Source organism: bacterium 336/3, assembly GCA_001281695.1.
Taxonomy (GTDB): domain Bacteria; phylum Bacteroidota; class Bacteroidia; order Cytophagales; family Thermonemataceae; genus Raineya.
On sequence record LJIE01000001.1, the window covers coordinates 863,631 to 890,391 of the forward strand.

The window sequence follows — 26,761 nt, forward strand, 5'->3', positions numbered from 1 at the left end:
ATATTTGGTTAATATGTTTATTTTTAGTATAATCATGAGATTTTTTATATAGTAAAAATAAACACTATTCTTATGCATTATCAAAGAAAACTTTTATACATAAAAGTACATACAATCTTGTTTGTTGTATTATGCTTAGCAAATAGTACCGTATTTGCACAAATAGATTCAGTTCAAAAAGGTAAACTCTTCTCATCTTCTGTAGATGAATTACTTCTGATACCTGTCAAGGAGAAAAAAGAAGTTAGTATTGCATCTAATATTGTAAAAGATATCGATAAACAACCCGCTTCTGTAACTGTTATCAGTAAAGAGCAAATTAGATTGAGTGGAGCAAGAACTCTCTCTGAGGTTCTTACAGTATTTTCACCAGGTTATTTTGCAGTAGAAGATCAAGATGATATTATTGCAGGCTTCAGAGGAATGGCACCTGATAACAACTCTAAGGTATTACTATTAGTCAATGGGCAGAACTTGAATACAGAGTTTTTTTGGGGACCTCCTGACGCAATTCTAAATAGCCAAAATCTAGAATATATAGAACGTATAGAAGTTATAAGAGGTTCTGGATCAGTTACTTTGGGGCAAGGAGCTTTATTGGGGGTTATTAATATTGTTACGCAAGATGCTAAAAATGAAACAAGTGGGAGTACACAGGTTGCTACTTCTGTAGGTTTAAACGACTATTATGGAGGCTCTTTAGGAGTTAAACTTAATATGAAAGGGATTAAATCTTATACTTATATATCAGGGTTAAATTATCAAGGACAAGAGTTTAGACGTGAAGGTTGGGCAGCTTTACAAAATAATCAGGGTTTTGCAGGAGGAAAAGTTGCAGACATGGGGCATAGATTGCGAAGGAATGATAATATTACAATTATTAATACAACTCAATATAAAGATTTAATTATTAACATCTTAAAAACAGAACAAAAGAGAGATTTATATAATTTTTATAGAGATAGAGAAGTCATTAGGCAAGATTTGTTAAGTTTAGGAGTGAGTTATAATTTTAAAATTTCAGAAAAAATCACCAATACTACTACAGCATCTTTTATCAATGATGATTATGGTTTGTATTCTCTTTCAGGAACTGTTATGGGAGGAACAGCAGAACAAAGATATGGTGGTAAAACGGTTTTTAACATAGATGATTTGTGGAAGCGTAATAAAACAGCAATAGGAGTAGAATATAAAACCTTTTCCATGGGGTTGCCTAATAAAGACAATAATAATTTCATCGCAAATGTGGTGGGTTCTTTTAACCCTGCCACAGCCAATAATGATTTAACAATGTCTTTTCAACAAAAAATAAATCTACTTAGTGTTTTTGCAGAGGATTTTTATTCTATTAATGAAAAAATAGATATATTCGCTGCTTTTCGATATGATCAACACCCATTTTGGGGACAAAATATTTCACCACGTTTTGGAGCAATTTATACACCATCTAAAAAATTATTGATTAGAGCTTCTTATCAAGCAGGCTTTAGAGGGGCTGTAGGACTTCATTATTCTGGAGGATATAGAAAAGATGGTTTTCTTCGTTCCGAAAATTACTCACAAATCAACGGTTTAGGTATTCCTAATGCAAATAACATAGCTTCTATTGTTCCTGAACGAATTAATAATATAGAACTGTCTTTGAAATATAACTTTACTGATGATCTTGTACTAAATACTGTAGGATTCTATAATACAGTACAAAATGTAATAGATGTAGGTGTAATTTACCAAGATCCTAATGTATTTCCAATGATTAGTATAGGTTCTGATGTGCCTGGAGACTGGAATGGATATTGGTATTTTAAAAATACACCTGGAACATTCAATCAATTAGGTAGTGAATCCACTTTAAGTTTTACAAAACCTAAATATTCTTTTATTTTGAGCCATTCTTTAGTCAAAGTAATCAATGCTACTCAAGAACAAAAAGATTTAGCAGAGAATGCTAATAGTATGTACTTAGCATCAGAAGATGGAAAACTTCGCTATAAAGCATTTCCCGAAAATATTATTCGTTTTAATGCACTTGCTAAACCTTTCAAAAAACTTAATGTAGGATTAAACATGCTCTATTATTCTTCTTGGGTCTCACCTGTGGGTACAGTCGCTCAAGGTAGTTTACTTGTAAATATAGGCTTGGGATATGATATTTCTAACAAATCTAGTATAGATATACAAATAAAAAATATCACCAATCAAAATAACTTATACCCAATGAATAGTAATGCAGGAGGACCTGATGTATCACCAGGAACACCTGCTTGGGAAAGCACTACCTTATGGGCTACCTTTAGAATAGATTTATGAGCCTAATTATATGAAATGAATCATTTCTAGAAAGGAATTAAAGTATAAAACAAGCATAATTGCTTGTTTTATACTTTAATTTTTTATGCTTCATAGAGCCATTCTAAAGCTTTTTCAGGGCTTGGAAAATTCTGAAAATCAAAATTTGGATTATTACTACTGAAATGACTAATACTACGTTCTGAAGCTAGTCTATTAAAAATATCTACTGATTCAGACCTTGCCACCTTTAGTCTATACCCTAAACGCTGGGCTGCTTGTTGAGCAGCAGGAAAGAAATCACTCACAAGCCACTCTTCAGAACCAGGAGGGATAATACGTTCTTTACTGGCATCAATATAAAAATAAGAAGCTTTTTTTTCTTCTATTAGATGCATAGATTCTAGCCATACTTGTTTAAACTCATCAAAAGTCAAAAAACTTATAAATTCTAAAATAACAGTGTTTTTAGACTCATCAAAATAAATATTATATTTTTTCATGAGAGATGAATGATTTATAAAATTTATAAAAAAAATTACTTTTTTGATTTGAATTTCTTGAGATTCATTATTTCTTCAATAACTAAAACTGAACAAGTAAAAGGAACTTCTTTACCATTGATATCTGTACTGATAGGTCTTTGTTCCATAGGATTATTAGAAGGTTTGATTTCCTTTGTTTCTATTTTACCTTTAATTTGAACATATTTTCCTTCCCACTTTTTTAAATCAACAGATTTGTTTTCCTTAATTACAATAGCAGATTGATCTTTTTGTTCAAAAACATAATAACTACTACCTTGAGCACAATAACTTTCTCCTGTTTTACTCCAAGGTTTCGCTACAATTTTTCCAGTAAAAGTATCTTGAGCATAAGCGTTCAAACCTAAAAAGGTTAATGCACAAAAAAACAATAGATTTTTTAAGATCATTTTTGCATGAGTTTTGATGATACAATAATGTCCACTATTTTAATATTTTTCTTGAAGAAAACCAAAAGTTATTTTTAAAGAAAAAAAGTTTTTTGTATTTTTAGAAAGAGGCATTTTTTATAATCTACCTAAAACCCCCAGCTTATGAAAGTATTAAATCCTAATTGGCTTACAGAAGGCTTGATAGATTTTGAGTATAAAAAATATATTTTGTTAGCCTACTTTAAAGGCATTCAAGAAGAATTTAAAGCCTCAAAATTATATCCTTATCTTTCAGATATAATTTTTCATTATCAGAATCTACAAAGTGTAAAAGAACATAAAAAAATACTTTATCAGAGTTTTCCTAAGCAAATTAGTAAAGCAGACTTTGAGAAATTACACTTGGAATATGAAAATTTAGTACAAGATGATGAACTCATGGAGGAACTAGAATCTATCATCAGTTTTGCATTGCCTAATTTTAAAAGCTTACTCCTTGAGGGTAAAAATATGTATGAATATATAGAGCAAAATCTTGAATTTTTGCCTATTGGTATATCTCCATTGTATCAGAAAGAAGGCTATCTTTTACTTCACGAAGAGTTTTTAAGAAATATACAAATTTATTATTATCAGGTATCTATGTTTACAAGTATAGAAAATTCTTTTAGAGCTATCCATCTCCAACACATGGAAACCATACAAAAAAGCTTTTTTGAAACTTTTGAAAATCTAAAAATCCAGTTACTTCGTAAGTATAAACAAATGCCAAATCCAGCAACATTTTTAGTAAATGCTAAACTATCGTACCCTTTGGAAGAAACTCTGTTACCACTTGCCAAAAGAATACTGATAAAATATATTTCTCAAAATGCTGCATAAATTTTTTTACAACGAAAAAAAAACTTTCTTTATATTTAGGAGTTAATCATCAATAATGGTTTTTTAGTTTGGAAAAAGAGAAAACATTTTTTTCGGAAAACGAGTTAGTTAGTCAGTTACAAAACAAAAACACAAAAGCATTTGAGTATTTGTACGATAACTACGCACCTACTATATATGGGGTGGTAATACGCATTGTAAGTTCGGAAGAAATTGCACAGGATGTTGTACAAGAAGCCTTTGTGAAAATATGGAGTAATATAGCTCAATATTCAACGGAAAAAGGAAAACTGTTTACATGGGTACTCAATATTGCAAGAAATACAGCTATTGATAAATTAAGGTCTAAAGAAATCAAACAAATACAAAAAAATGATTCTCTAACCTTAAAAGCTTATAAAAAAACAGATGACTCAACTCGGCAAATGAGCGAATACATAGGTTTTAAAGAGATTATGGGTAAGATGAAAGATGAGCATAAGGTAATTATTGATATGATGTATTTTGAGGGTTATTCTCAATCTGAAATAGCTGAAAAGTTATCTATTCCTTTGGGAACAGTAAAAACGAGAGCAAGAAATGCCTTGGAATATTTAAGAAATTTGCTGAAAAGCGACTGGAATTTTTAGAATAGATTTTAAATAATAAAGAACTTGAAAATTCAGGAATATATCGAATCAGGTATTTTAAGTATTTATGTACTTGGTATAGCCTCTGAGGAAGAACGAAGAGAAGTAGAGGATATGGCTCACCAGTATCCTGAAATAGCCAATGAGCTTCATAGCTTACAGGCTTCCTTAAATGAGTATGCATCTCAATTTGAGGTAGCACCTCCAAAAAGCCTCAAAAGCAAAGTGATGCAAAGTATAGAAAAAGATACACCCAATGCGATTATTGGAGTATCTAAAAATAGAGGTTTTTTCCAGTATGGAATGGTAGCTTCTATTGCTTTGTTGCTTGTAAGTCTATTGGGGAATTTCTATTTTTATGGACAATGGCAACAAACGCAAAATGATCTTGCCATTGTCAAAAATCAAAATGTAGAAATAGCCAATAATCAGAAAGTTTTAGAAACAAGATATCAAGAGTTAGAAAGTGAGCTTTCTATGGTACAAAATCCAGCTTATCATATTACCTACTTAGAAGGTATGAAAGATATGGCACCTCAAAGTCATGCTACTGTATTTTGGAATGACGAAAAACAACAAGCATATATATTTACCAATTCGCTACCCAAACCTCCTAAAGGTAAACAGTATCAACTTTGGGCTCTTACAGATGATAATATTGTCTGGGATGCTGGAGTTTTTCATTGGGGAAAGTTCTCGCCAGTAAAGTGTTTCAAAAAACCTCAAAAATTTATCATAACTCTTGAAAAAGAGGGAGGTGTTGTCAAAGCCGAAGGACAAGCTTATGCAGTGGGTGTTGTCAAAATATAACTTTCTCTTAAAGAAAAGCTATATTTTTTTCTATTGAAAAAGAGGTTTTAAAAAAAAACTAAAAATTTTGTTTTCCTCAAAAAAAAAAATAGATTTACCAATAGAAACTAAGGTATCACAAAAAAAATTACAATTATGGCAGTTACACGCGAACAAGTAGAAGACATGATTAACCAATATGTGGCTTCTGTTGGTTTAACCAAAGAAGGTACATTTAACGAACAACGTAGAGCTTGGTATTGGACGATAGGTTCTGCCAAAATCGAAGTTTTCGTTCAATCTATTCCAATGAAAGATGGCACAGAACGTTATTTTTTACGCATTTTTTCACCTCTTATGCAAGTACCTAAATCTAATGAGCAGCAATTTTATCGCCACTTACTAGAATTAAATGACTCTAAATTAGGCGTTAAAATGACTATTATGCCTGGTTCGGATACTGTTTATGCTACTTATGAACGTGATATTCAGGGTATAGATTACAACGAAGTATGTACTTGTATCGCTGATTTGGAATGGTGGGCTGACACTTTAGATGATCAATTGAAAAACCAATATTTAGGAAGATAAACAAAAGCGTCAGATTTTTCTGACGCTTTTTATTTTATTTTTTTAAAATAAATATCAAACTGAGTTCCTATATCAACTTCACTTTGTACTTGTATTCGTCCTCCTAAAGCTTCTACTTGAGTTTTACAAAGATAAAGTCCCATACCTTTACCCTCTTTTTCCAAATGAAATCTTTGGTATAAACCAAATAACTTGTGCATATATTTTTTTAAATCAATGCCCATTCCATTATCTTTAAAAGTTAGACAAACTTCTTGCGGATAATTTCTTGTATAAATCTCTATAATAGGTTTTCTTTTAGGGTGTTTGTATTTGACAGCATTACTAATAAAATTGTAAAAAATACTTTTTAGGTAAGCTTTTACAAAATAAATAGAATCAACTTGCTCAAAATCAAGACTTATTTGCATATCTGAAACTTTATCAAAATAATCTTTGATAACTTCCTTAGCTATAATCTGAAAAGATAAATATTCTAAGTTTTGTTCTTTACCTTTCCTTACATCCAAAATCTCACTTAAATCTTGTAGTGTTTGGTGCATAGAATTGGTAGCAGTAAGTATATGTTTTAATATTTCTTTATTTAAAGGATCTGTAATGTCTACTGTATTGAAAAGATGAGTTAATCCTAATAACTGAGCTACTGGTGAGCGTAGATTATGAGCAGTAATAAAGGCAAACTGCTCTAATTGCATATTTTGGTTTACAAGTTCTAAATTAGCATCTGTAAGTTGTTGAGTTCTTTGTGCAACTAACACTTCTAAATTTTCATTATATTGTTTTAAATACAAGTTTTGTTGTTCTATAATTTTATTTTGTTCAGACAATTGATTTCTACTAGATTCAAGTTCTTCTTGTTGTTGTTTAAGTTCTTCATTTTGAATCTCTATTTCTTCTTGTTTTTGTTGTAATATTCTTGTTCGTTCAGCTACTTGCTTTTCAAGTCGAACATTATTATCTTTTTGAAGTTCAATAACTTTCTGCTGGCTTTTTAGTCTATCTTGACGTACTTTTTCATGTTTTATTCGATTTTTATAACTTAAAGCCAAAGCGAACATAATGACCTCAAAAACGCATGAAATTTCGCCTAAATGAGCTGTTATAAAAGTTCTTGGTAAAAGACCTGTTATTGAAAGAGCAAGCAAAATAGTACCTGTTACATAAAAAATCCAAGCAATAGCAAAATATCTGGCAAAAGGGTTTCCTCTAAGCCAACAAACAATACCAATAATGGTAATACCAAGATTACCAAGATTACCTAATATGATAATTTGTAATGCAAAAAATGGATATGACAAGAAAAAAACACTACAACACACCCATACACCCAAAATAGCATAGATATTCATGATTTTACTTGCCAAAGGAAAGTATCGAAATGTTTGTAAAAAATTTTTAGTGAAAAGTCCAGCACCAATCACCCAAAGGCCCATGGAAAAACCTAAAAATACTTTACCTGTTTGTCCATTATCTCGCCAAATATATTGAAAGAAATGCCCGCTTAATGACAAATAAAATGTGATAGCTCCTGTTAAGAAAATACTGTAATACAGATATTCTTTGTCTTTAAAATATACAAAAAAGAATATACTACCTAGAAACATCAGACCTGTAATACCAATAAAAACACCATAAAAAAGTTCTAACGTTCGAGAAGGCTCTGCAAAATAGCTTCCTCTTTCTATATAAAGGGGGAATTGTATAGGTGTTTCAGATCTGATTTTCAGGTAAACTGTTTGGGGAGTTGTATCTTGGAAAGTAAGAGAAAAAGCAATATATCTGTGTTTTATGGAACGTTGGGTAAAAGAATGTTTAATACCAGTCGTTTCTCCTATCCAAACATTTTGGTTGTTTTTTTTATATAAAACAACTTCATCCAAAAAGGTATAAGAACTATAAATAAGCCAATCTCGAACTTGTGGACTTGTATTTTGTACTCTAATTTTAAGCCAAAAGGTAGAAGAACTGATACCAACATTGAAAACTTTTTGTTTATTTATCTGAAACTCTTTTTGAAATTCAGATTTAGATATTTCATCAATTGTAAGTTTATTAGTTTTGTCCTCTACAAAAGTTAAAAAATCACCAACTTCTTGAGAGGGCTTACTTTCTTGTAATGCAACTACCTGACTATACAGATTATTGAAAAAGAATGTGAAAATATAAATAAACAGAAAAGTCTTCATTTAATCAACATAACTTTTGATAACGAAATGGTATTTTATTGAAAATAGATTGTTCCGAATGATAGTTAAAATATATGATTTTAACAATATATATGACAAGTAAAACTGATTTTTTAAAATAAAAATTTGGAATAATCAAAAAATAATTATCTTTGCAACGACTTCACCTATCAAAAGGCGTAGTTTATAAAGAAGAAGGGAGAGAACAGGCTCTATGAACTTCTGACAACCATCTCTGTAAGAGAAAGGTGCCAAAACCTGCCTAATTTTTAGGAGTTATAAATTTTCACGTTCATGGAAAAACCAAACAAAACATCTCAGAAAAACACTTCAAACAATTTCTTGCTAATCTGTTTAGCTTGTTGTTGTTGCTGTTAGCATTATATCTTTTATAGATATTTTGCTTCCCCCAATTTTTGCCTTTGCTGTAATATGCTTGGGTCAGAAAATACTTCATTCCATTTTTTTTATTCATTCAATATTCACTTTTAAAACCATTACTATCATGTCAAACTATCGTTTTGAAACCCTACAATTACATGCTGGACAAGAAGCTGACCCTACCACCGGTTCAAGAGCTGTCCCTATTTATCAAACTACTTCGTATGTGTTTGAAAATGCCGAACATGGAGCTAATCTATTTGCTCTCAAAGAATTTGGAAACATCTATACACGCTTGATGAATCCCACTACGGATGTATTTGAAAAGCGTATTGCAGCTTTAGAGGGTGGTATTGCTGCTTTGGCAGTAGCCTCTGGACAGGCAGCACAGTTTATTGCTCTGACCAATATTTTACAAACAGGTGATAATTTTGTTTCTACATCTTTTGTATATGGAGGTACATACAATCAGTTTAAAGTACAATTTAAAAGATTGGGTATTGAAGCTCGCTTTGCTAAAGGCGATAAAGTAGAAGAATTTGAAAAGCTCATTGACTCAAAAACCAAAGCTTTATATTTAGAAACTATTGGTAATCCAGGATTTAATATCCCTGACTTTGAAGCAATTGCAGCATTGGCTAAAAAACATGATTTGCCTCTTATTGTAGATAATACTTTTGGGGCAGCAGGTTATTTATTCAGACCCATTGAGCATGGTGCTGCTGTGGTAGTGGCTTCTGCCACCAAATGGATAGGAGGGCATGGAACAAGTATTGGAGGGGTTATTATAGATTCTGGAAAATATAATTGGGGTAATGGAAAGTTTCCTCAATTTACAGAACCCTCTGAAGGCTATCATGGACTCATATTCAATGATGTATTTGGTGTGAATGGTCCTTTTGGTAATTTGAATTTTATTATCAGAGCAAGAGTAGAAGGTTTAAGAGATTGGGGTCCTGCGATTAGTCCATTTAACTCTTTCTTGCTTTTACAAGGTGTAGAAACCCTTTCGTTGCGTGTACAACGTCATGTAGATAATACATTGGCTTTAGCCAAATGGTTAGAACGCCATCCACAAGTAGCCAATGTGAATTACCCAGGGTTAGAGAGTAGCTCATATCATCAATTGGCGAAGAAATACCTTAAAAATGGTTTTGGAGGTGTTTTGTCTTTTGCTATTCAAGGAGATAAACAAACAGCTCAAAATTTTGTAGATAGCTTGAAATTAACAAGCCACCTTGCCAATGTAGGAGATGCGAAAACACTTATCATTCAGCCATCAGCGACTACTCACCAACAACTTACAGAGGAAGAACAGATTTCGGCAGGTGTAACGCCTACGCTTTTGCGTGTGAGTGTTGGTATCGAACATATAGAAGACATTATTGCCGATTTTGAACAAGCTTTTGCAAAAGTAAAAGAATTGGAGTTGATAGAGGCATAGAAAGTTGTTATATTTCCACACTAATGTATATTTGGTGTGGAAATATAAAATCAAAAAACATGAAAAAAATACTATTAATACTTTTGAGTACAATGTGTTTATACGCTTGCCAAAATGCAAATACATTAAATAATCATGATTATGGAGTATCTTTTGAGAACCTGAAAGATAAAGCCCAAGCCCAATGTTTATTGGATTATGTAACACAAGAAAAACTTGACCTAAAAAAATATCAATTATTTGATACCCAAAAAGATACTATCCTCATCAAAGTATTTGGCAAACCCAAAGGCAGATACAAAAAAGAAGATGACAAACAAGCAGCAGAGTTCTCCATTGTACTCTTAGCAAATGATTTATCAAAAAATTGTTTCAATCAAAAAATAGTAAAAATTCAAATGGGGCAATTTGCAAAAGTTAAAGATTATTTAGAAGGCGTTAGTGATGGAAAAGCTGGTTTCAGAGAATATAAGCCCCAACCTTAAAAGTATTTGGTTTTTATCAAAAAAATGTTAGCTTTGTATAACATAGAATAGTAAAAACTATTCTACATAGCTGGTTGAAGGATATTGGGAAGCCATGCTTCTCATTTATCTTTTATAGGAAAGGGTTATGAACTTTCTCAAAACCAATAGTAGTGGGATTTCCATGCCCAGTGTAGATAACTGTATCATCAGGAAGCACAAACATTTTTTCTTTGATAGACTTGATGAGTTGTTGGTGATTGCCTCCTGGTAAATCAGTTCTCCCTATACTCATTTTAAATAAAACATCTCCATTGATACAAAAATTTTGCTCTTTGTTATAAAAAACAACATGTCCAGGTGAGTGTCCAGGTGTAAAAATAACATCTAAAGAAGATTTTCCAAATTCAACTACATCGCCCTCTTCTATAAAACTATCTATTCTGGTAGCTTCAATATGCCCTATACCAAACATACGAGCAGATGCTTCTAAAAAGCCAATATTAAAATTTTCTAAATCATGAGCATAAGCCTGTACATGCCAAGTTTTTTTTACAAACTCGTTGCCAAAAACATGGTCTAAATGGCAATGTGTATTGAGTAGTTTTACAACCTTTAGTTTATGAGTATCTATAAAGCTTTTTAATTGTTGTCTTTCATAATGGTCATAACAACCTGGGTCTATCACAACTGCTTCAAGGGTTTCATCGTATAAGACGTATGTATTTTCAGAAAAAGGACTAAACTCAAAAGATGCAATTTGAATCATGATGGGTAGTGTTTTAAAACCCAAAAATAGCTAAAATTTGGTTTGTTAAGTTTTTTTTGTAGATTTACATGATAATTTTTTTTGAATATTTTAAGCCTTTTTAGTGATATAAAGATTTTATGGCTCAATTTCTGACAGAGGAAGAAAAATTCAGACAAATGATGCAAAACTCTGAATTGGGAGAAGAGGAACAAAGCCCATTAGATAGTATTGATATTGATAAAATATTACATATTTTACGTAAAAATTGGTATTGGGTCATTATTATTCCCACTATTTTTCTTTTAGCAGCTTACCTTTATCTTCGTTATACAAAACCATTATTTCAGAGTTCTTCTAATCTGAAAATGGAAATCAAAGATGAATCAAGTGGACTTAATATCCAAAATCCATTAATTACAGCTCCACAAGATAATATTGCTGGTGAGTTAGAGGTGATTCGTTCCCCTATCATTTATGAAGAAGTTACCAAAAAACTTGACTTGTCTGTAAGTTACTTTGCAGAAGGAAGGATATTGGATAATGAAATGTATGGATACTCACCTATCCATGTACAATCTACTATTTATAATGAAGGCATCTATGGACAGGTATTCTATATATTTGTAGAAGATGGCAGGAATTATATCCTCAAACGAAAGCTAAATGGTAAGATTTTAGCAGAATATAGAGGAGTATTTGACCAAGAACTGAAAAATACAGATTTTAATTTTATTATCAGTCAAAAAAAGGATTTAAAGGCATACTACGAAAATATATTTTTTATACCCAATAGTAGAGGTGCTATCATGGGATACTTATCATCTGGGTTGGAGGCTGCAATAGTCAACCCACAGGCAAAAATTATAGGAATTAGTTTTAAAGACTATAATGCATCCAAAGCTCGTGATATTTTGCATACACTCAGCGAAGTATATCGTAATAAAAGTGTTGAGATAAAAAATAGAGCAAACAAACAAAAACAAGAATATCTAGATTCTCAGATAGAAAAAACTGAAAAAGAGTTGAATGCTTATGAGACTCAAATGGAGAATTTTATCATAGAAAATAAAACCAATAACGTAGAAGCCAAAATAGGAGAGCTAGTAACTAAAATACAACAACTCACAGAAGAGAGAATAAAACTAAATGCCAAACTTCAAAGTATAGTAGAATTACAAATTTATACACAACAAAGAGTTGCTGATAACAAAATAGTACCCATCATGCCAGAAATTGATGCAGCTATTATGCAACAAATTTTTGAACTTAATAAACTTAAAGCAGTACGACAAGAACAAGAACTTTCAGAAAATACGAATACTTATAGTTATCAAAAACTAGGTATTCAAGTTGGTAATTTGCAAAAAAGTATTTCAGAGAGTATAGAGCGTAATAAAACAAAGCTCATCAAAGAAATGACAGAAATAGGTTCTAAACTTTCAGACATAGAACAAGCATTTTATGGACTACCATCTAAAATAACTGAGTTTAATAAACTCCGAAAAAAATATGAAACAGTACAAGGTTATTATAATAGCTTAATTCAACAAAAAATACAAATTGGATTAGCAGAAGCAGGTACTGTACCAAGTTTCGAGGTCATAGCCCCTGCCAATATACCAATAATCCCTATATCTCCCAAAAAGACCCTTATTTACATCATAGCAGGAATAGCTGGTGCTGCTTTGAGTTTACTACTGATTTTAGGGAAATACATCATGAAAAATACCATAGGTACTCAAAACGAGCTAGAAAAGTTGGTAAACTTAGCTATTATGGGGTCTATTCCTAAGTATCGAAAAGAAAAGCTCGAAGTATCCAAATTAGTTGTTCATAAAAATCCAAAATCGGCTGTTAGTGAATCTTTTAGAAATGTAAGAACAAACTTGGATTTTATGTTTTCTCATTCTGAGAAAGACAAAAGCCGAAATTTTCAAAAAGTTATTTCTGTAACTTCAACCATCAGTGGAGAAGGTAAAACGTTTGTAACAATTAATTTAGGAGGTATTATTGCCATGTCTGGACTTCGAGTAGTCATACTCGACTTGGATATGCGTAAACCAAAAGTTCATTTAGGGTTAAATGGTACAAACGAAAAAGGAGTAAGCACCATTTTGATAGGCAGACATTCGTTGGAAGAATGTTTGCGTAGTACGGAAATTGATAACCTCTCTTATATTTCATCAGGTCCCATTCCTCCTAACCCATCAGAACTTATTTTAAGAGATGAATTTAATGATTTAATTAAAAATCTTCAAGAACTCTATGATGTGATTTTAATAGATACTCCTCCTGTGGGTTTGGTTACAGATGCTATGATTATTATGCGTCAAGTGGATGTTCGTTTTTTTGTGATGAGGGCGAATTATTCAAAACGAGGCTTTGCAAAGAATATTCAAAGAATCACGAAAGTACATCAAATTACCAAAATTGGACTTATACTCAACTCTGTTGAATCCAAAGGTACTTATGGATATGGTTATGGGTATGGTTATGATTATGGAGGGTATTATGAAGAAGATACTAAAAAACAAAAATGGTGGAGTTTTTTACAACCCATTCTTGATAAATTGCCTAAAAGAAAATGACCTCTCTGTTAAATGCTATTTTTGGAGGAAAAAAATCTTCTGAGCAAAATACTTTGCAAGTAGATATGCATTCGCATTTGCTTGCTGCCATTGATGATGGTGTTAAGTCTTTGGAAGAATCTTTTGAAATTATTAGAAAATTTAGAGAATTGGGGTACAAAAAAATCATTACAACACCTCATATTATGAGTGATTTTTATAGAAATACTCCTGAAATCATTCAGAAAAAACTCAAAGATTTACAAGACTTTTTAGATAGCAAAGCCTTTTATTTTCCTGTAGAGGCTGCTGCCGAATATTATGTAGATGAATCGTTTTTAGAAATGCTTAAAAAGAAACAAAAAATGCTTTCTTTTGGTGAAGAACGTTATTTGCTTTTTGAAACAGGTTTTATGAATCCACCACCTTTTTTGGATGAAGCTATATTTTTGATGCAAACAGAAGGTTATAAACCGATATTTGCTCATCCTGAAAGATATATTTATCTGTATGATAATTTTTCTATGCTTGAACGCATTTGGGAAACAGGGGTGTATTTACAAGTGAACTTGCTCTCTCTTACTGGATATTACTCAAGAGAAGCAAAAAAAATGGTAGAAAAATTAATTGATGCAAACTTAGTTCATTTTGCGGCCTCCGATTGCCATGGTCATAAACATTTTGAGGCTCTAAAAGAAGCTACAAAAACATCTTATTACAAAAAACTAACTCAAAAGAGCTTACTTAATAATACCTTAATGTAAATTTTTGATAAATTTTATAAAATGTGTACTTTTGCAAAATTTGTCTATAGAATATTAATCGTTAATTAAAAATTTTATCAAAGTGGATTTATTTGAAAGATTATTGAAAGATAGAGGACCTTTAGGACAACATTCTAAAGAGGCTCATGGTTATTTTACATTCCCTAAGTTGGAAGGTGAAATTGCCCCAAGAATGACTTTTAGAGGCAAAGAAGTTTTGACTTGGAGTTTAAATAACTACTTAGGTTTGGCTAACCATCCTGAAGTTCGTAAGGCAGATGCAGAATCAGCTGCAAAGTGGGGAATGGCTTACCCTATGGGTGCAAGAATGATGTCAGGAAACTCAAACCAACATGAAGAGTTAGAAGCTCGTCTTTCTAAATTTGTAGGTAAAGAAGATACAGTGCTTGTAAACTTTGGTTATCAAGGTATTATGTCAGCAATTGATTGTTTGATGACACGCCATGATGTAATTGTTTATGATTCTCTTTCGCATGCTTGTATCATTGATGGAGTACGTTTACATATGGGTAAGCGTTTTGTGTATCCTCATAATGATATGGAGTCATTAGAAACGCAATTAAAAAGAGCAACTCGTATCATTGAACAAACAGGAGGTTCTATCCTTGTAATTACAGAAGGTGTATTTGGTATGGAGGGAACAATGGGCAATCTAAAAGATGTAGTTGCTCTTAAAAAGAAATACGAATTCCGTTTGCTTGTAGATGATGCTCATGGTTTTGGAACAATGGGTGCAACTGGAGCAGGTTCTGGTGAGGCTCAAGGATGTCAAGACGGTATAGATATTTATTTCTCTACATTTGCAAAATCTATGGCAAGTATTGGAGCTTTCCTTTCTGCTGATGCTCAAGTGTGTGATTATTTGCGTTATAACATGCGTTCACAAATTTTTGCTAAAACACTTCCAATGCCTCTTGTAGAAGGAGCTTTGAAACGTTTGGAATTGCTACAAACTCGTCCAGAATTACGTGAAAACCTTTGGAAAATAGTAAATGCTTTACAAACCAAATTAAGAGCTAAAGGCTTCAATATTGGTCGTACAGTATCACCTGTTACACCTGTGTTTTTCCAAGGAGGTAAAGGAGAGGCTACTAAAATGGCATTAGATTTACGTGAAAATTACAATATTTTCTGTTCTGTAGTAGCTTATCCTGTAATCCCTAAAGATAGAATTATGTTGCGTTTAATCCCTACAGCTGTTCATACACTTGAAGATGTAGATATAACTATTGCAGCTTTTGAAGAAGTAGCTGTAAAACTTAAAGATGGAGCTTATGCTGGTGAAGCTATTGCTGTTCCTGATATGAAAAATAGCTAAAAAATATATTTGAAAGGTTGATATAAACATATCAACCTTTATTTTTATTATTAAAGTTGTTTTATATTATCAATACCCAGACAAGAATTTATCAGAACGTTTTTATTAAAAACTACTAAGGTAGATAAATCGTTTTTTAGGAAAAAAATAGAAAGGAAAAATAAAAAATACATGAACCTTTTTTAGACTAAACATTAAAAGATTACCATAAAAAAAATATTTTTCTTGTTTTCTATTGAAAAAAAAACAATTTTGTATTCTCAAATCAGCATTATTTTTCAAATTATGGACTTACAGACTAAAAAAGAAGGAGATTATACATACATAGATGAAGGACAAGGAGAGATTTTATTGTTGCTTCATGGACTTTTTGGAGCTTTAAGCAACTGGAAAGCAGTTATAAATGAATTTTCAAATAGTTATAGAGTAGTAATTCCTATGATGCCTGTTTATGACTTACCTCTCAAAAATACAGGTATAGAATCATTAACAGATTTTATTGAAGGTTTTGTCGAATTTAAAAAATTACAGAACGTTACCCTTTTAGGAAATTCTTTAGGTGGACATATTGCACTAAATTATACACTTCGTAATCAAAGTAATGTGAAAAGCTTAGTACTGACTGGTAGTTCTGGACTTTTTGAAAATACAATGGGAGGCTCTTATCCCAAACGTGGAAGTTTCGACTATATCAAAGATAGGGTAGAATATACCTTCTTTGACCCCAAAACAGCTACAGAAGACTTGGTGTTAGAGGTTTTCGAAATTACTAAAAGTATTCCGAAATGTATGAAAATTGTAGCCATTGCCAAATCTGCTCAAAGACACAATATGGCAAAGGATATCCCTAAAATAAAAATCCCAACACTTCTAATTTGGGGACTAAATGATACAATTACTCCTCCATTGGTTGCTTATGAATTTGATGATAGAATGCCTAATACAGAGTTGCGTTTTATTGATAAATGTGGACATGCCCCGATGATGGAACATCCAGAAAAATTTAATGCAATCTTGCATCAATTCTTACATAGGCTTGGATATGTAAGTGAAAATGTAGCATAGATTTTGATGATATTTACATAAATCCTTACCACTATGACAATGCAAGACTTTACTAATCCCAATATTAGTCCACTTAAAGTGGGTGACTCCCTCGAAAAAGCTCTCAGATGGATGGAAGAGTTGCATTGTCATGCCTTACCTGTAATTACAGAGGAGGGGATTTACAAAGGTCTTATCTATGAAAATACACTTCTTGAACTTTGGGAGAATGAAATAGAGTGGAACTTGATAGCTCTCGAATACCCTGATACCTTCATATATGAAAACCAAAATTGGATGGATGGCATATCTCTTCTAAAAAATGACAAGGAAATGATAGCTCTATTGGATGAAGAAGGTATGTTTTTAGGAGCTATCACTGCCAAAAACTTTATCAATAAATTAGCAAATATTTACTCTTTTCAAGAAGAAGGCTCTATCTTAATACTTGCTGTCAATCAGACAGATTATAGTTTGTCAGAAATTAGTCGGCTTGTTGAGACGAATAATGCGAAAATCTTACATCTCTTTACAGATACAATTCCTCAAGAACCTTTTAGACTTTTAGTTACACTCAAAATAAATCAAATAGATATTAGTCGAATAGTGGCTACTTTTGAGCGTTTTGGCTATGATATAGCTGCCAAATACCATCAAGCTCTTGTTTTTGATGATATTGAGCAAGAACGTTTAGGACTTTTATTTAAGTATTTAAGTTTCTAAATACTATCCATACAGATAAATTTAAAAGAAATGGATTCTATATGACAAAAAAATATCATATAGAATCTTGTATCTTTGAGAAATTAATCATACTTTTCATAGAGCTTCTTATTATTTCCTTATACTTAATATAGGTGATTTCCATCTTAATTTTTATTGTTTAGAAACAGAAAAATTAAAACACTTTTGATTTTTAAATAATACTAATCACCAATACTTAAGCATCTTAAATCTCTGAAAAATAATTTTACCGAGAAATAAACTTATTTCATCGAGTATAGTGTATATATTAATGAATAACCAATATAGGTTATTTATTTTTAAATTATTATTGTATTCTCAAACAATGCCTTTTTGATACTTTTTAAACTTCAAAACAAACCAAAATTTATGATGGTGAAGACTACGCCTCAAAAATGGTTATCAAAATTCAAAAAAACACTAATATTTATAAGTGTTTTTTGGCTTATATCTTTGATATCCTTTGCCCAAGAAACTAACTGTACTGATGGAATCGACAATGATAATGACAATCTAATAGATTGTCAAGACCCAGATTGTCCCAGTTGCGACCCTTCTTTAGAGTGTACAGCTCCCTATACTTATTACATGCCTCCGATTTTTGGAGATAGAGTAAGTTATAACTGTAATTATTATGGTACAGAAGACTTGGTAATCTCTACTTTAGGAAGAGCTACAACAGTAACAATAAAAGCCCCTAATGGAACAATTTTACAAACAGTCAATATTCCTATTGCTAATCCTGTAAATATCCCTATTGATGGAGTCTCTATACCTATTACTCAAATTATGAGTAATAACCCTTCTTTAAACACAGTACAAAGTAATAAAGGTTTAATTATTGAGGCTGACCAACCCCTACAAGCAACTTACAGATTGCTTTCAAGGGCTGGCTGTGCTACAAACAACCAAGATTTATTGCAATTACAAGGAAGAGCTGCATTAGGTCGTTCTTTTTATGCAGCCAGCCAAACAGATATGACAAATTCAACGGGTCACCATCAAGAAAGACATTTTGTATCTGTGATGGCAACCCAAAATAATACACAAGTTACATTTTATGTACCTCCTACATTTAGATTATTTGATAATACAGTTGTAAATATGGCTCTCTCTGATGGCTCAGAAAATACAACATCTGCTCTTGCATTACCAGCAAGCAGAGAAGTAACAGTTACACTCAATGCTGGACAGAGCTATATGATAGCTACTTTAGATGAAAGAATGAGTGTTACAGGTGTTCGTATAACTTCTGATAAAGATATTGTTGTAAACAGTGGCTCACAACATACCAACACTACTCAAGGTGGTGATTCAGATGCGGGATTTCATCAAATTGTACCTACACAAGCATTAGAAACAAACTATATAGCTCTAGATGGTGGAAATGTAAATAATGTAAAAGATTATTTAGTTATCATTTCAGTAGAAAATAACACAACTTTTACTGTAAATGGTGTTTCTGGCGGTACAGATGGTAGAGGCAGAGCAGTTCCTACAACATTGAATGCAGGTCAGTATTTTACATACTATTTTGATGATATTCAATATAAAGCTTACAATTTACAAGCATCCAATCGTTTGTACGTTTATCATGCAAGTACTTATGGTACAAGTGAATTTGGTATGGATATTTTACCACCAATCAGTACTTGTATAGGTAGTAAACAGTTAGATTTTGAACGTCCAGGAACAACCAGTTCAGCTTTTGTAATTGTTCCTACATCAGGCCTTTCTACACTTAGGTTTAGAAATCAGCCCTATACAGTATTTGCAGCAAATATAGACCCTGATGGTGGAGGAGCTCTTCCTGCTGCTCAGGCAAATACAATTGGTACATCAGGTTATTCGTATGTTGTATTTTTAGATGCTAATATTTCAGCTATTGGTGTTAATAATAGGGTTACTTGTAACGAAAAGTTTCACTTAGGAGTAAACTCTCGTACAGGAGGGACAGGAAATTATGCTTTTTATTCTAATTATGAGAAAACCATAGAAGTTTTAGATCCAGTAACTCTCCAACCAACAAACGGATACCAAGCAGGAGAAGTGGATCCTGGTGTTCCCATTACACATTGTCTTTTGGTAACAGGTTGCGGTTCTAATAATACCATTACTGGAGCAACAGCAAGTGGTTATGCAGGTGCTGGTACTGAAGGAACAGTAACAATTTCTGGTACTTGTGTAACTTACACAATGCAACCAGGAGCTCCTTCTTGTGCAAGAGAAACTGTAACTGTAAGCGTTCAAAATGAGTTTGGTATTACGAGTCAGGTGTGTTTACGTTTCGAGAATAGAACCAAACCATTTACAGTAGGAACACCAACACCTACAAATCCTTTTATTTGTACAGTTGGTTTACCTAATTCGGTAAGTGTAAGTGTTCCTGTTACAGTACCAAGTGGCTCACCCACATTTACATGGGTCAATCCTAATGGGGTAACCATTGCCTCTACCAATACAGGTTCAAACCCTAATTTTACTACCACCATTACTGCAAATATTGCAGGAACTTACATACTTACTGTTACAGTTGGTACTTGTAGTCAAAGTGTCAACTTTGTTGTTTCTGCTAGAAACTGTAACGATGCAGATGGTGATGGGATTAATGATACTGTAGATATAGATGATGATAATGATGGTATTATTGATGCAGATGAAGGAACAGGAGATAATGATGGTGATGGAGTGGCCAATAACTTAGACTTGGATAGTGATAATGATGGTATTCCTGATGTAATTGAAGCAGGTGGTGTAGATGCAGATGGTAATGGAATTGTAGATGGAGCAACAAGTGCTACAGTTGGGCCAAATGGCTTGTTTGATCCTCTTGATAATTTAGGTTTAGGTAATCCTGATTCAGATGGTGATGGCATTGCCAATATTTTTGACTTGGATGCTGACAATGATGGCATTCCTGATGTAATAGAAGCAGGGGGAGTAGATGTTAATAATGATGGACTTGCAGATAATTATACAGATGCAAACGCCAATGGTTTTATAGACTTATATGATTCTAATGCAGGTGCATCTGGTACACCTATCACAGCTACTGGTCCTGATGGTAATAATGATGGAAGGCCTAGCTCTTATCCACTAGATAATCCTGATGGAGATGGCAGACCTAATTACCTTGATATTGACTCAGATAATGATGGTATTATAGATTTTGTTGAATCAGGATTGCCTGATGCTAACAATGATGGAAGACCAGATGGAGCAACAGGATCAGATGGTTGGAGTGATGTAGTGGATGCTCTAGTGTCATTAAATCTCTTAAATTCTGATTTTTCAGGTTTACCCAACTATTTGGATATAGACGCTGATAATGATGGAATTGTAGATAATGTGGAAGGTCAGAGTACAGCAGGCTATATTGCTCCAACAGGAACAGACTCTGATAATGATGGTTTAGATAATGCTTATGACAATGATGATGCTGTATTTGGTGGAAATGTCAATAATGGTATTACACCAGTAAATACAGATGGAGCAGATGTAGCAGACTATATTGATTTAGATACAGATAATGATGGAAGTTTTGATTTGGTGGAAGGTCATGATAGTGATGGAAATGGAGTAGCAGATACAGGTTCACCAGCGGATAGTGGAATAGGAGGATTAACAGACTCAGATGGAGATGGTTTATTAGATGGATTTGATAACAATGATGCTTCATGGAATCCAACCAATGGAACAACACCAACAAATTATCCAGATGTGATTACAGTGGGAGGAGATAGAGATTGGAGACAAATTAGAGATCATGATGGAGATGGCATACCTGATTTAGTGGATTTGGATGATGATAATGATGGTATCACTGATTTGAATGAAAGTGGAGGAGTAGATCCATTAGCAGATGCAGATGGAGATGGAATACCAAACTACATAGATACAACACCAGGAGTGGGTGTACCAGCTTTTGTGGACACAGATAGCGATGGAATAAATGATGCTTATGACCAAGATCAAGATGGTGTAATTGATGCTTATGATTTAGATTCAGATAATGATGGTATTAGTGATGTGAGTGAATCAGGAGGTAGTGATCCAGATGGAAATGGAATAGCAGGCACAGGAGTACCCACAGTAAATGCTCAAGGTCTTGTGTTGATATTAGGTGTACCTGTAAACAATCCAAATGTGGATAGTGATGGAGATGGAGTACCCAATAGTCAAGATTTAGACTCAGATAATGATGGAATTAGTGATGTTGCTGAAAATGGCAATGGAGCTTTAGATGCCAACAATGATGGTATTGTAGATGGTAGTGATACAGATGGAGATGGAATTATCAACAATGCAGCTATTGACAACAACAGCACAATTGGAGGAAACTTTGCAGCCCCAGCCAATGCAGATGGAGATGGTAGACCTAACTATTTGGATTTAGATTCAGATAATGATGGAATTAGTGATGTTGCTGAAAATGGCAATGGAGCTTTAGATGCTAATAATGATGGTATTGTGGATGGAACAGACTCTGATGGAGATGGAATTATCAACAATACAGCTATTGACAACAACAGCACAATTGGAGGTAACTTTACAGCCCCAGCCAATGCAGATGGAGATACTAGACCTAACTATTTGGATTTAGATTCAGATAATGATGGAATTAGTGATGTTGCTGAAAATGGCAATGGAGCTTTAGATGCTAATAATGATGGTATTGTGGATGGAACAGACTCTGATGGAGATGGAATTATCAACAATACAGCTATTGACAACAACAGCACAATTGGAGGTAACTTTACAGCCCCAGCCAATGCAGATGGAGATGGCAGACCTAACTATTTGGATATTGATTCAGATAATGATGGAATTACAGATATTGATGAGACAAATCCAGCCTTAGATGCCAACAATGATGGTATTGTAGATGGAACAGACTCTGATGGAGATGGAATCATCAACAATGCAACTATTGATAATAACAGTACAGTTGGAGGAAATTTCCCTACTGCACCCAATACAGATTCAAATGGTCTGCCTAACTATTTAGATATAGATGCTGATAATGATGGAATTGTAGATAATGTGGAAGGTCAGAGTACAGCAGGCTATATTGCTCCAACAGGAACAGATACAGATGGAGATGGCTTAGACAATGCTTATGATGCTATTGTAGGTATAGGAGGAGCAGGCATTACACCAGTAAATACAGATGGAGTGGATAATCCTGATTATACAGATTTAAACTCAGATAATGATGCCTTAACAGATTTAATAGAAGGTCATGATAGTGATGGAAATGGAGTAGCAGATGCAGGTTCACCAGCGGATAGTGGAATAGGAGGATCAACAGATACAGATGGAGATGGTTTATTAGATGGATTTGATAACAATGATGCTTCATGGAATCCAACCAATGGAACAACACCAACAAGTTATCCAGATGTGATTACAGTGGGAGGAGATAGAGATTGGAGACAAGTCCCTCTAGCGAATTTGGGAGTAACCAAAGTGGCAAGTAACAATACCCCAGCAGTTGGAAGTAACATTACTTTCACAATTACAGCTAACAATGCAGGTCCAAGTAATGCAACAGGAGTGGTAATCAATGATGTATTACCTGCTGGTTACACATTTGTATCATCTACTCCATCAGTTGGCACTTATAACAGTGGAACAGGAGTTTGGACAATTGGAAACTTAGCAAATGGAGCTTCTGCAACATTAGATATAGTAGTGACAGTGAATGCAACAGGTAGTTATGCTAATACAGCAACAATTTCGGGTAATGAAACAGACCCAACACCTGGAAATAATACTTCTACCTCTACTCCAGTACCAGTTCCACAAGCGAATTTAGGAGTAACCAAAGTAGCAAGTAATAATACTCCAGCAGTTGGAAGTAATATTACTTTCACGATTACAGCTAACAATGCAGGTCCAAGTAATGCAACAGGAGTGGTAATTAATGATGTATTACCTGCTGGTTATACATTTGTATCATCTACTCCATCAGTTGGCACTTATAACAATGGAACAGGAGTTTGGACAATTGGAAACTTAGCCAATGGAGCTTCTGCAACATTAGATATAGTAGTGACAGTGAATGCAACAGGTAGTTATGCTAATACAGCAACAATTTCGGGTAATGAAACAGACCCAACACCTGGAAACAATACTTCTACTTCTACTCCAGTACCAGCTCCACAAGCGAATTTGGGAGTGACCAAAGTAGCAAGTAACAATACTCCAGCAGTTGGAAGTAACATTACTTTCACCATTACAGCCAGCAATGCAGGTCCAAGTAATGCAACAGGAGTGGTAATTAATGATGTATTACCTGCTGGTTACACATTTGTATCATCTACTCCATCAGTTGGCACTTATAACAATGGAACAGGAGTTTGGACAATTGGAAACTTAGCAAATGGAGCTTCTGCAACATTAGATATAGTAGTGACAGTGAATGCAACAGGTAGTTATGCTAATACAGCAACAATTTCGGGTAATGAAACAGACCCAACACCTGGAAACAATACTTCTACCTCTACTCCAGTACCAGCTCCACAAGCGAATTTAGGAGTAACCAAAGTAGCAAGTAACAATACCCCAGCAGTTGGAAGTAACATTACTTTCACAATTACAGCTAACAATGCAGGTCCAAGTAATGCAACAGGAGTGGTAATCAATGATGTATTACCTGCTGGTTACACATTTGTATCATCTACTCCATCAGTTGGCACTTATAACAGTGGAACAGGAGTTTGGACAATTGGAAACTTAGCAAATGGAGCTTCTGCAACATTAGATATAGTAGTGACAGTGAATGCAACAGGTAGTTATGCTAATACAGCAACAATTTCGGGTAATGAAACAGACCCAACACCTGGAAATAATACTTCTACCTCTACTCCAGTACCAGTTCCACAAGCGAATTTAGGAGTAACCAAAGTGGCAAGTAACAATACCCCAGCAGTTGGAAGTAATATTACTTTCACGATTACAGCTAACAATGCAGGTCCAAGTAATGCAACAGGAGTGGTAATTAATGATGTATTACCTGCTGGTTATACATTTGTATCATCTACTCCATCAGTTGGCACTTATAACAATGGAACAGGAGTTTGGACAATTGGAAACTTAGCCAATGGAGCTTCTGCAACATTAGATATAGTAGTGACAGTGAATGTAACAGGTAGTTATGCTAACACAGCAACAATTTCGGGTAATGAAACAGACCCAACACCTGGAAACAATACTTCTACTGCTACTCCAGTACCAGCTCCACAAGCGAATTTGGGAGTGACCAAAGTAGCAAGTAACAATACCCCAGCAGTTGGAAGTAACATTACTTTCACAATTACAGCTAACAATGCAGGTCCAAGTAATGCAACAGGAGTGGTAATCAATGATGTATTACCTGCTGGTTACACATTTGTATCATCTACTCCATCAGTTGGCACTTATAACAGTGGAACAGGAGTTTGGACAATTGGAAACTTAGCAAATGGAGCTTCTGCAACATTAGATATAGTAGTGACAGTGAATGCAACAGGTAGTTATGCTAATACAGCAACAATTTCGGGTAATGAAACAGACCCAACACCTGGAAATAATACTTCTACCTCTACTCCAGTACCAGTTCCACAAGCGAATTTAGGAGTAACCAAAGTGGCAAGTAACAATACTCCAGCAGTTGGAAGTAACATTACTTTCACGATTACAGCTAACAATGCAGGTCCAAGTAATGCAACAGGAGTGGTAATTAATGATGTATTACCAGCTGGCTATACATTTGTATCTTCAACACCATCAGTTGGCACTTATAACAGTGGAACAGGAGTTTGGACAATTGGAAACTTAGCCAATGGAGCTTCTGCAACATTAGATATAGTAGTGACAGTGAATGCAACAGGAAGTTATGCTAATACAGCAACAATTTCGGGTAATGAAACAGACCCAACACCTGGAAACAATACTTCTACCTCTACTCCAGTACCAGTTAATCTTGCACCTACTGCTAACAATGATACCAATGGAACATCTCTAAATACACCAGTAAGTGGTGGAGTAAGTGGCAATGATGTGTTACCTGCTGGTGGAACATATACCTTCACAGTAACAACACCTCCTAACCCTGCTCAAGGAACAGTAGTGATGAACCCTGATGGGACTTATACTTTCACTCCAGCAACAGGTTTTGTAGGTACTACAACATTTGTTTATCAAGTATGTAATCAGTTTGGACAGTGTAGTTCAGCAACTGTAACTATCACTATAGGACAACCTCCTTTAGCTGTAAATGATACATACAATACAGGTGCAGGCATACCTGTAAATGGAAATGTTGGAACAAATGACCAGAATACAAGTGGTGGAACATTTACATTGGTAAGTGGTGGTACAGCAACACAAAATGGTACATTAGTATTGAACCCTAATGGTACATTTACTTTCACACCAAACAATGGTTTTGTAGGAACAGTGACATTTGTTTATCAGATATGTAATCCAATGGGATGTTCACAAGCAACTGTAACAATTAATGTAGCTCCTCTAGTAGTAGCTGTTGATGATAACTACACAATAGGTGTAAATAATCCTATTACAGATTCTTTATCAATAAATGACATACTTCCTATTGGTTCAGTTCCTGTATTTAGCCTTGTAAATGGCGGTACAGCAGCCGATAATGGTACATTGGTTATAAACCCTAATGGTACATTTACATTCACACCAAATAATGGTTTTGTGGGTACAGTAACATTCACATACCAAGTATGTAATCAGTTTGGACAGTGTAGTACGGCAACTGTAACTATCAATATTATTGAACCAACAGTGATTATTCCTGAAGGATTTTCTCCTAATAATGATGGTACAAACGATTTCTTTATCATCAAAGGTAGAAATGGAAGACCATTAGTCTTGAAAATCTATAATCGTTGGGGTAATTTGGTGTATGAAAATAACAATTATGAAGATAATTGGAATGGAACAGCTAATATAGGTATCCGTAT

18 protein-coding genes, 1 pseudogene and 1 other annotated feature are annotated in these 26,761 nt (G+C 33.7%); of the genes and pseudogenes, 13 read left to right on the forward strand and 6 right to left on the reverse strand.

The window, feature by feature from the left end:
- Positions 1 to 72 precede the first annotated feature (72 nt).
- Positions 73 to 2,313: a hypothetical protein gene (locus AD998_04050; GenBank protein ID KOY85433.1), complete on the forward strand. Its 2,241-nt coding sequence runs from the start codon at positions 73 to 75 to the stop codon at positions 2,311 to 2,313.
- An 83-nt stretch (positions 2,314 to 2,396) separates the two neighbouring features.
- On the opposite strand, the gene AD998_04055 is transcribed toward AD998_04050, so the two are convergent.
- Positions 2,397 to 2,795: a hypothetical protein gene (locus tag AD998_04055; GenBank protein ID KOY85434.1), complete on the reverse strand. Its 399-nt coding sequence runs from the start codon at positions 2,793 to 2,795 to the stop codon at positions 2,397 to 2,399.
- A 35-nt stretch (positions 2,796 to 2,830) separates the two neighbouring features.
- Positions 2,831 to 3,226 (reverse strand): hypothetical protein, encoded by a 396-nt coding sequence (locus AD998_04060; protein KOY85435.1) that lies wholly within the window; start codon positions 3,224 to 3,226, stop codon positions 2,831 to 2,833.
- Positions 3,227 to 3,370: 144 nt separating this feature from the next.
- On the opposite strand from AD998_04060, the gene AD998_04065 reads away from it, so the two are divergent.
- The 4 genes from AD998_04065 to AD998_04080 all read left to right on the forward strand — a co-directional run bounded on the left by AD998_04065 (position 3,371) and on the right by AD998_04080 (position 6,099).
- Complete coding sequence (locus AD998_04065; protein KOY85436.1) at positions 3,371 to 4,090, forward strand: hypothetical protein; 720 nt, start codon at positions 3,371 to 3,373, stop codon at positions 4,088 to 4,090.
- 68 nt (positions 4,091 to 4,158) lie between these two features.
- Positions 4,159 to 4,719, forward strand: coding sequence for a hypothetical protein (locus AD998_04070; GenBank protein KOY85437.1), 561 nt, complete (start codon positions 4,159 to 4,161; stop codon positions 4,717 to 4,719).
- A gap of 24 nt (positions 4,720 to 4,743) precedes the next feature.
- Positions 4,744 to 5,529, forward strand: coding sequence for a hypothetical protein (locus tag AD998_04075; protein KOY85438.1), 786 nt, complete (start codon positions 4,744 to 4,746; stop codon positions 5,527 to 5,529).
- Between the two features lie 135 nt (positions 5,530 to 5,664).
- Entirely contained in the window at positions 5,665 to 6,099 is a 435-nt protein-coding gene (locus AD998_04080) for a hypothetical protein (protein ID KOY85439.1), read from the forward strand.
- Positions 6,100 to 6,128: 29 nt separating this feature from the next.
- Here the strand turns inward: AD998_04080 and AD998_04085 are convergent, their stop codons facing one another.
- Together AD998_04085 and AD998_04090 are read right to left on the reverse strand one after the other, a co-directional pair.
- Positions 6,129 to 8,285 (reverse strand): hypothetical protein, encoded by a 2,157-nt coding sequence (locus AD998_04085; protein KOY85440.1) that lies wholly within the window; start codon positions 8,283 to 8,285, stop codon positions 6,129 to 6,131.
- 181 nt (positions 8,286 to 8,466) lie between these two features.
- Positions 8,467 to 8,570, forward strand: a binding site (SAM riboswitch).
- A gap of 7 nt (positions 8,571 to 8,577) precedes the next feature.
- On the reverse strand, positions 8,578 to 8,760 hold the full coding sequence (locus tag AD998_04090) for a hypothetical protein (GenBank protein KOY85441.1): 183 nt from the start codon (positions 8,758 to 8,760) through the stop codon (positions 8,578 to 8,580).
- Between the two features lie 30 nt (positions 8,761 to 8,790).
- Here AD998_04090 and AD998_04095 point away from each other — a divergent pair, with 30 nt between their 5' ends.
- Together AD998_04095 and AD998_04100 are read left to right on the forward strand one after the other, a co-directional pair.
- Entirely contained in the window at positions 8,791 to 10,110 is a 1,320-nt protein-coding gene (locus tag AD998_04095) for an O-acetylhomoserine aminocarboxypropyltransferase (GenBank protein ID KOY85442.1), read from the forward strand.
- Positions 10,111 to 10,169: 59 nt separating this feature from the next.
- A complete protein-coding gene (locus AD998_04100) occupies positions 10,170 to 10,595 on the forward strand; it encodes a hypothetical protein (protein KOY85443.1) in 426 nt (141 codons plus the stop codon).
- A 112-nt stretch (positions 10,596 to 10,707) separates the two neighbouring features.
- Here the strand turns inward: AD998_04100 and AD998_04105 are convergent, their stop codons facing one another.
- Entirely contained in the window at positions 10,708 to 11,343 is a 636-nt protein-coding gene (locus AD998_04105; protein KOY85444.1) for an MBL fold metallo-hydrolase, read from the reverse strand.
- 119 nt (positions 11,344 to 11,462) lie between these two features.
- Between AD998_04105 and AD998_04110 the strand changes: the two genes are divergently transcribed.
- The 5 genes from AD998_04110 to AD998_04130 all read left to right on the forward strand — a co-directional run bounded on the left by AD998_04110 (position 11,463) and on the right by AD998_04130 (position 17,762).
- A complete protein-coding gene (locus AD998_04110; protein ID KOY85445.1) occupies positions 11,463 to 13,913 on the forward strand; it encodes a hypothetical protein in 2,451 nt (816 codons plus the stop codon).
- The gene (locus AD998_04115) at positions 13,910 to 14,656 is read left to right on the forward strand and encodes a capsular biosynthesis protein (protein ID KOY85446.1); all 747 of its coding nucleotides are present in this window, start codon (positions 13,910 to 13,912) and stop codon (positions 14,654 to 14,656) included. Before AD998_04110 ends, AD998_04115 begins: the two co-directional genes overlap by 4 nt.
- Positions 14,657 to 14,738: 82 nt before the next feature.
- Positions 14,739 to 15,995 (forward strand): 8-amino-7-oxononanoate synthase, encoded by a 1,257-nt coding sequence (locus AD998_04120; GenBank protein ID KOY85447.1) that lies wholly within the window; start codon positions 14,739 to 14,741, stop codon positions 15,993 to 15,995.
- 285 nt (positions 15,996 to 16,280) lie between these two features.
- The gene (locus AD998_04125; GenBank protein KOY88046.1) at positions 16,281 to 17,060 is read left to right on the forward strand and encodes an alpha/beta hydrolase; all 780 of its coding nucleotides are present in this window, start codon (positions 16,281 to 16,283) and stop codon (positions 17,058 to 17,060) included.
- A 33-nt stretch (positions 17,061 to 17,093) separates the two neighbouring features.
- A complete protein-coding gene (locus AD998_04130; protein ID KOY85448.1) occupies positions 17,094 to 17,762 on the forward strand; it encodes a hypothetical protein in 669 nt (222 codons plus the stop codon).
- 2,567 nt (positions 17,763 to 20,329) lie between these two features.
- Here the strand turns inward: AD998_04130 and AD998_04135 are convergent.
- On the reverse strand, positions 20,330 to 20,524 hold the full coding sequence (locus AD998_04135; protein ID KOY88047.1) for a hypothetical protein: 195 nt from the start codon (positions 20,522 to 20,524) through the stop codon (positions 20,330 to 20,332).
- Positions 20,525 to 23,216: 2,692 nt separating this feature from the next.
- Between AD998_04135 and AD998_04140 the strand changes: the two are divergent.
- Positions 23,217 to 25,742: pseudogene (locus AD998_04140) on the forward strand (hypothetical protein).
- Positions 25,743 to 26,761 lie beyond the last annotated feature (1,019 nt).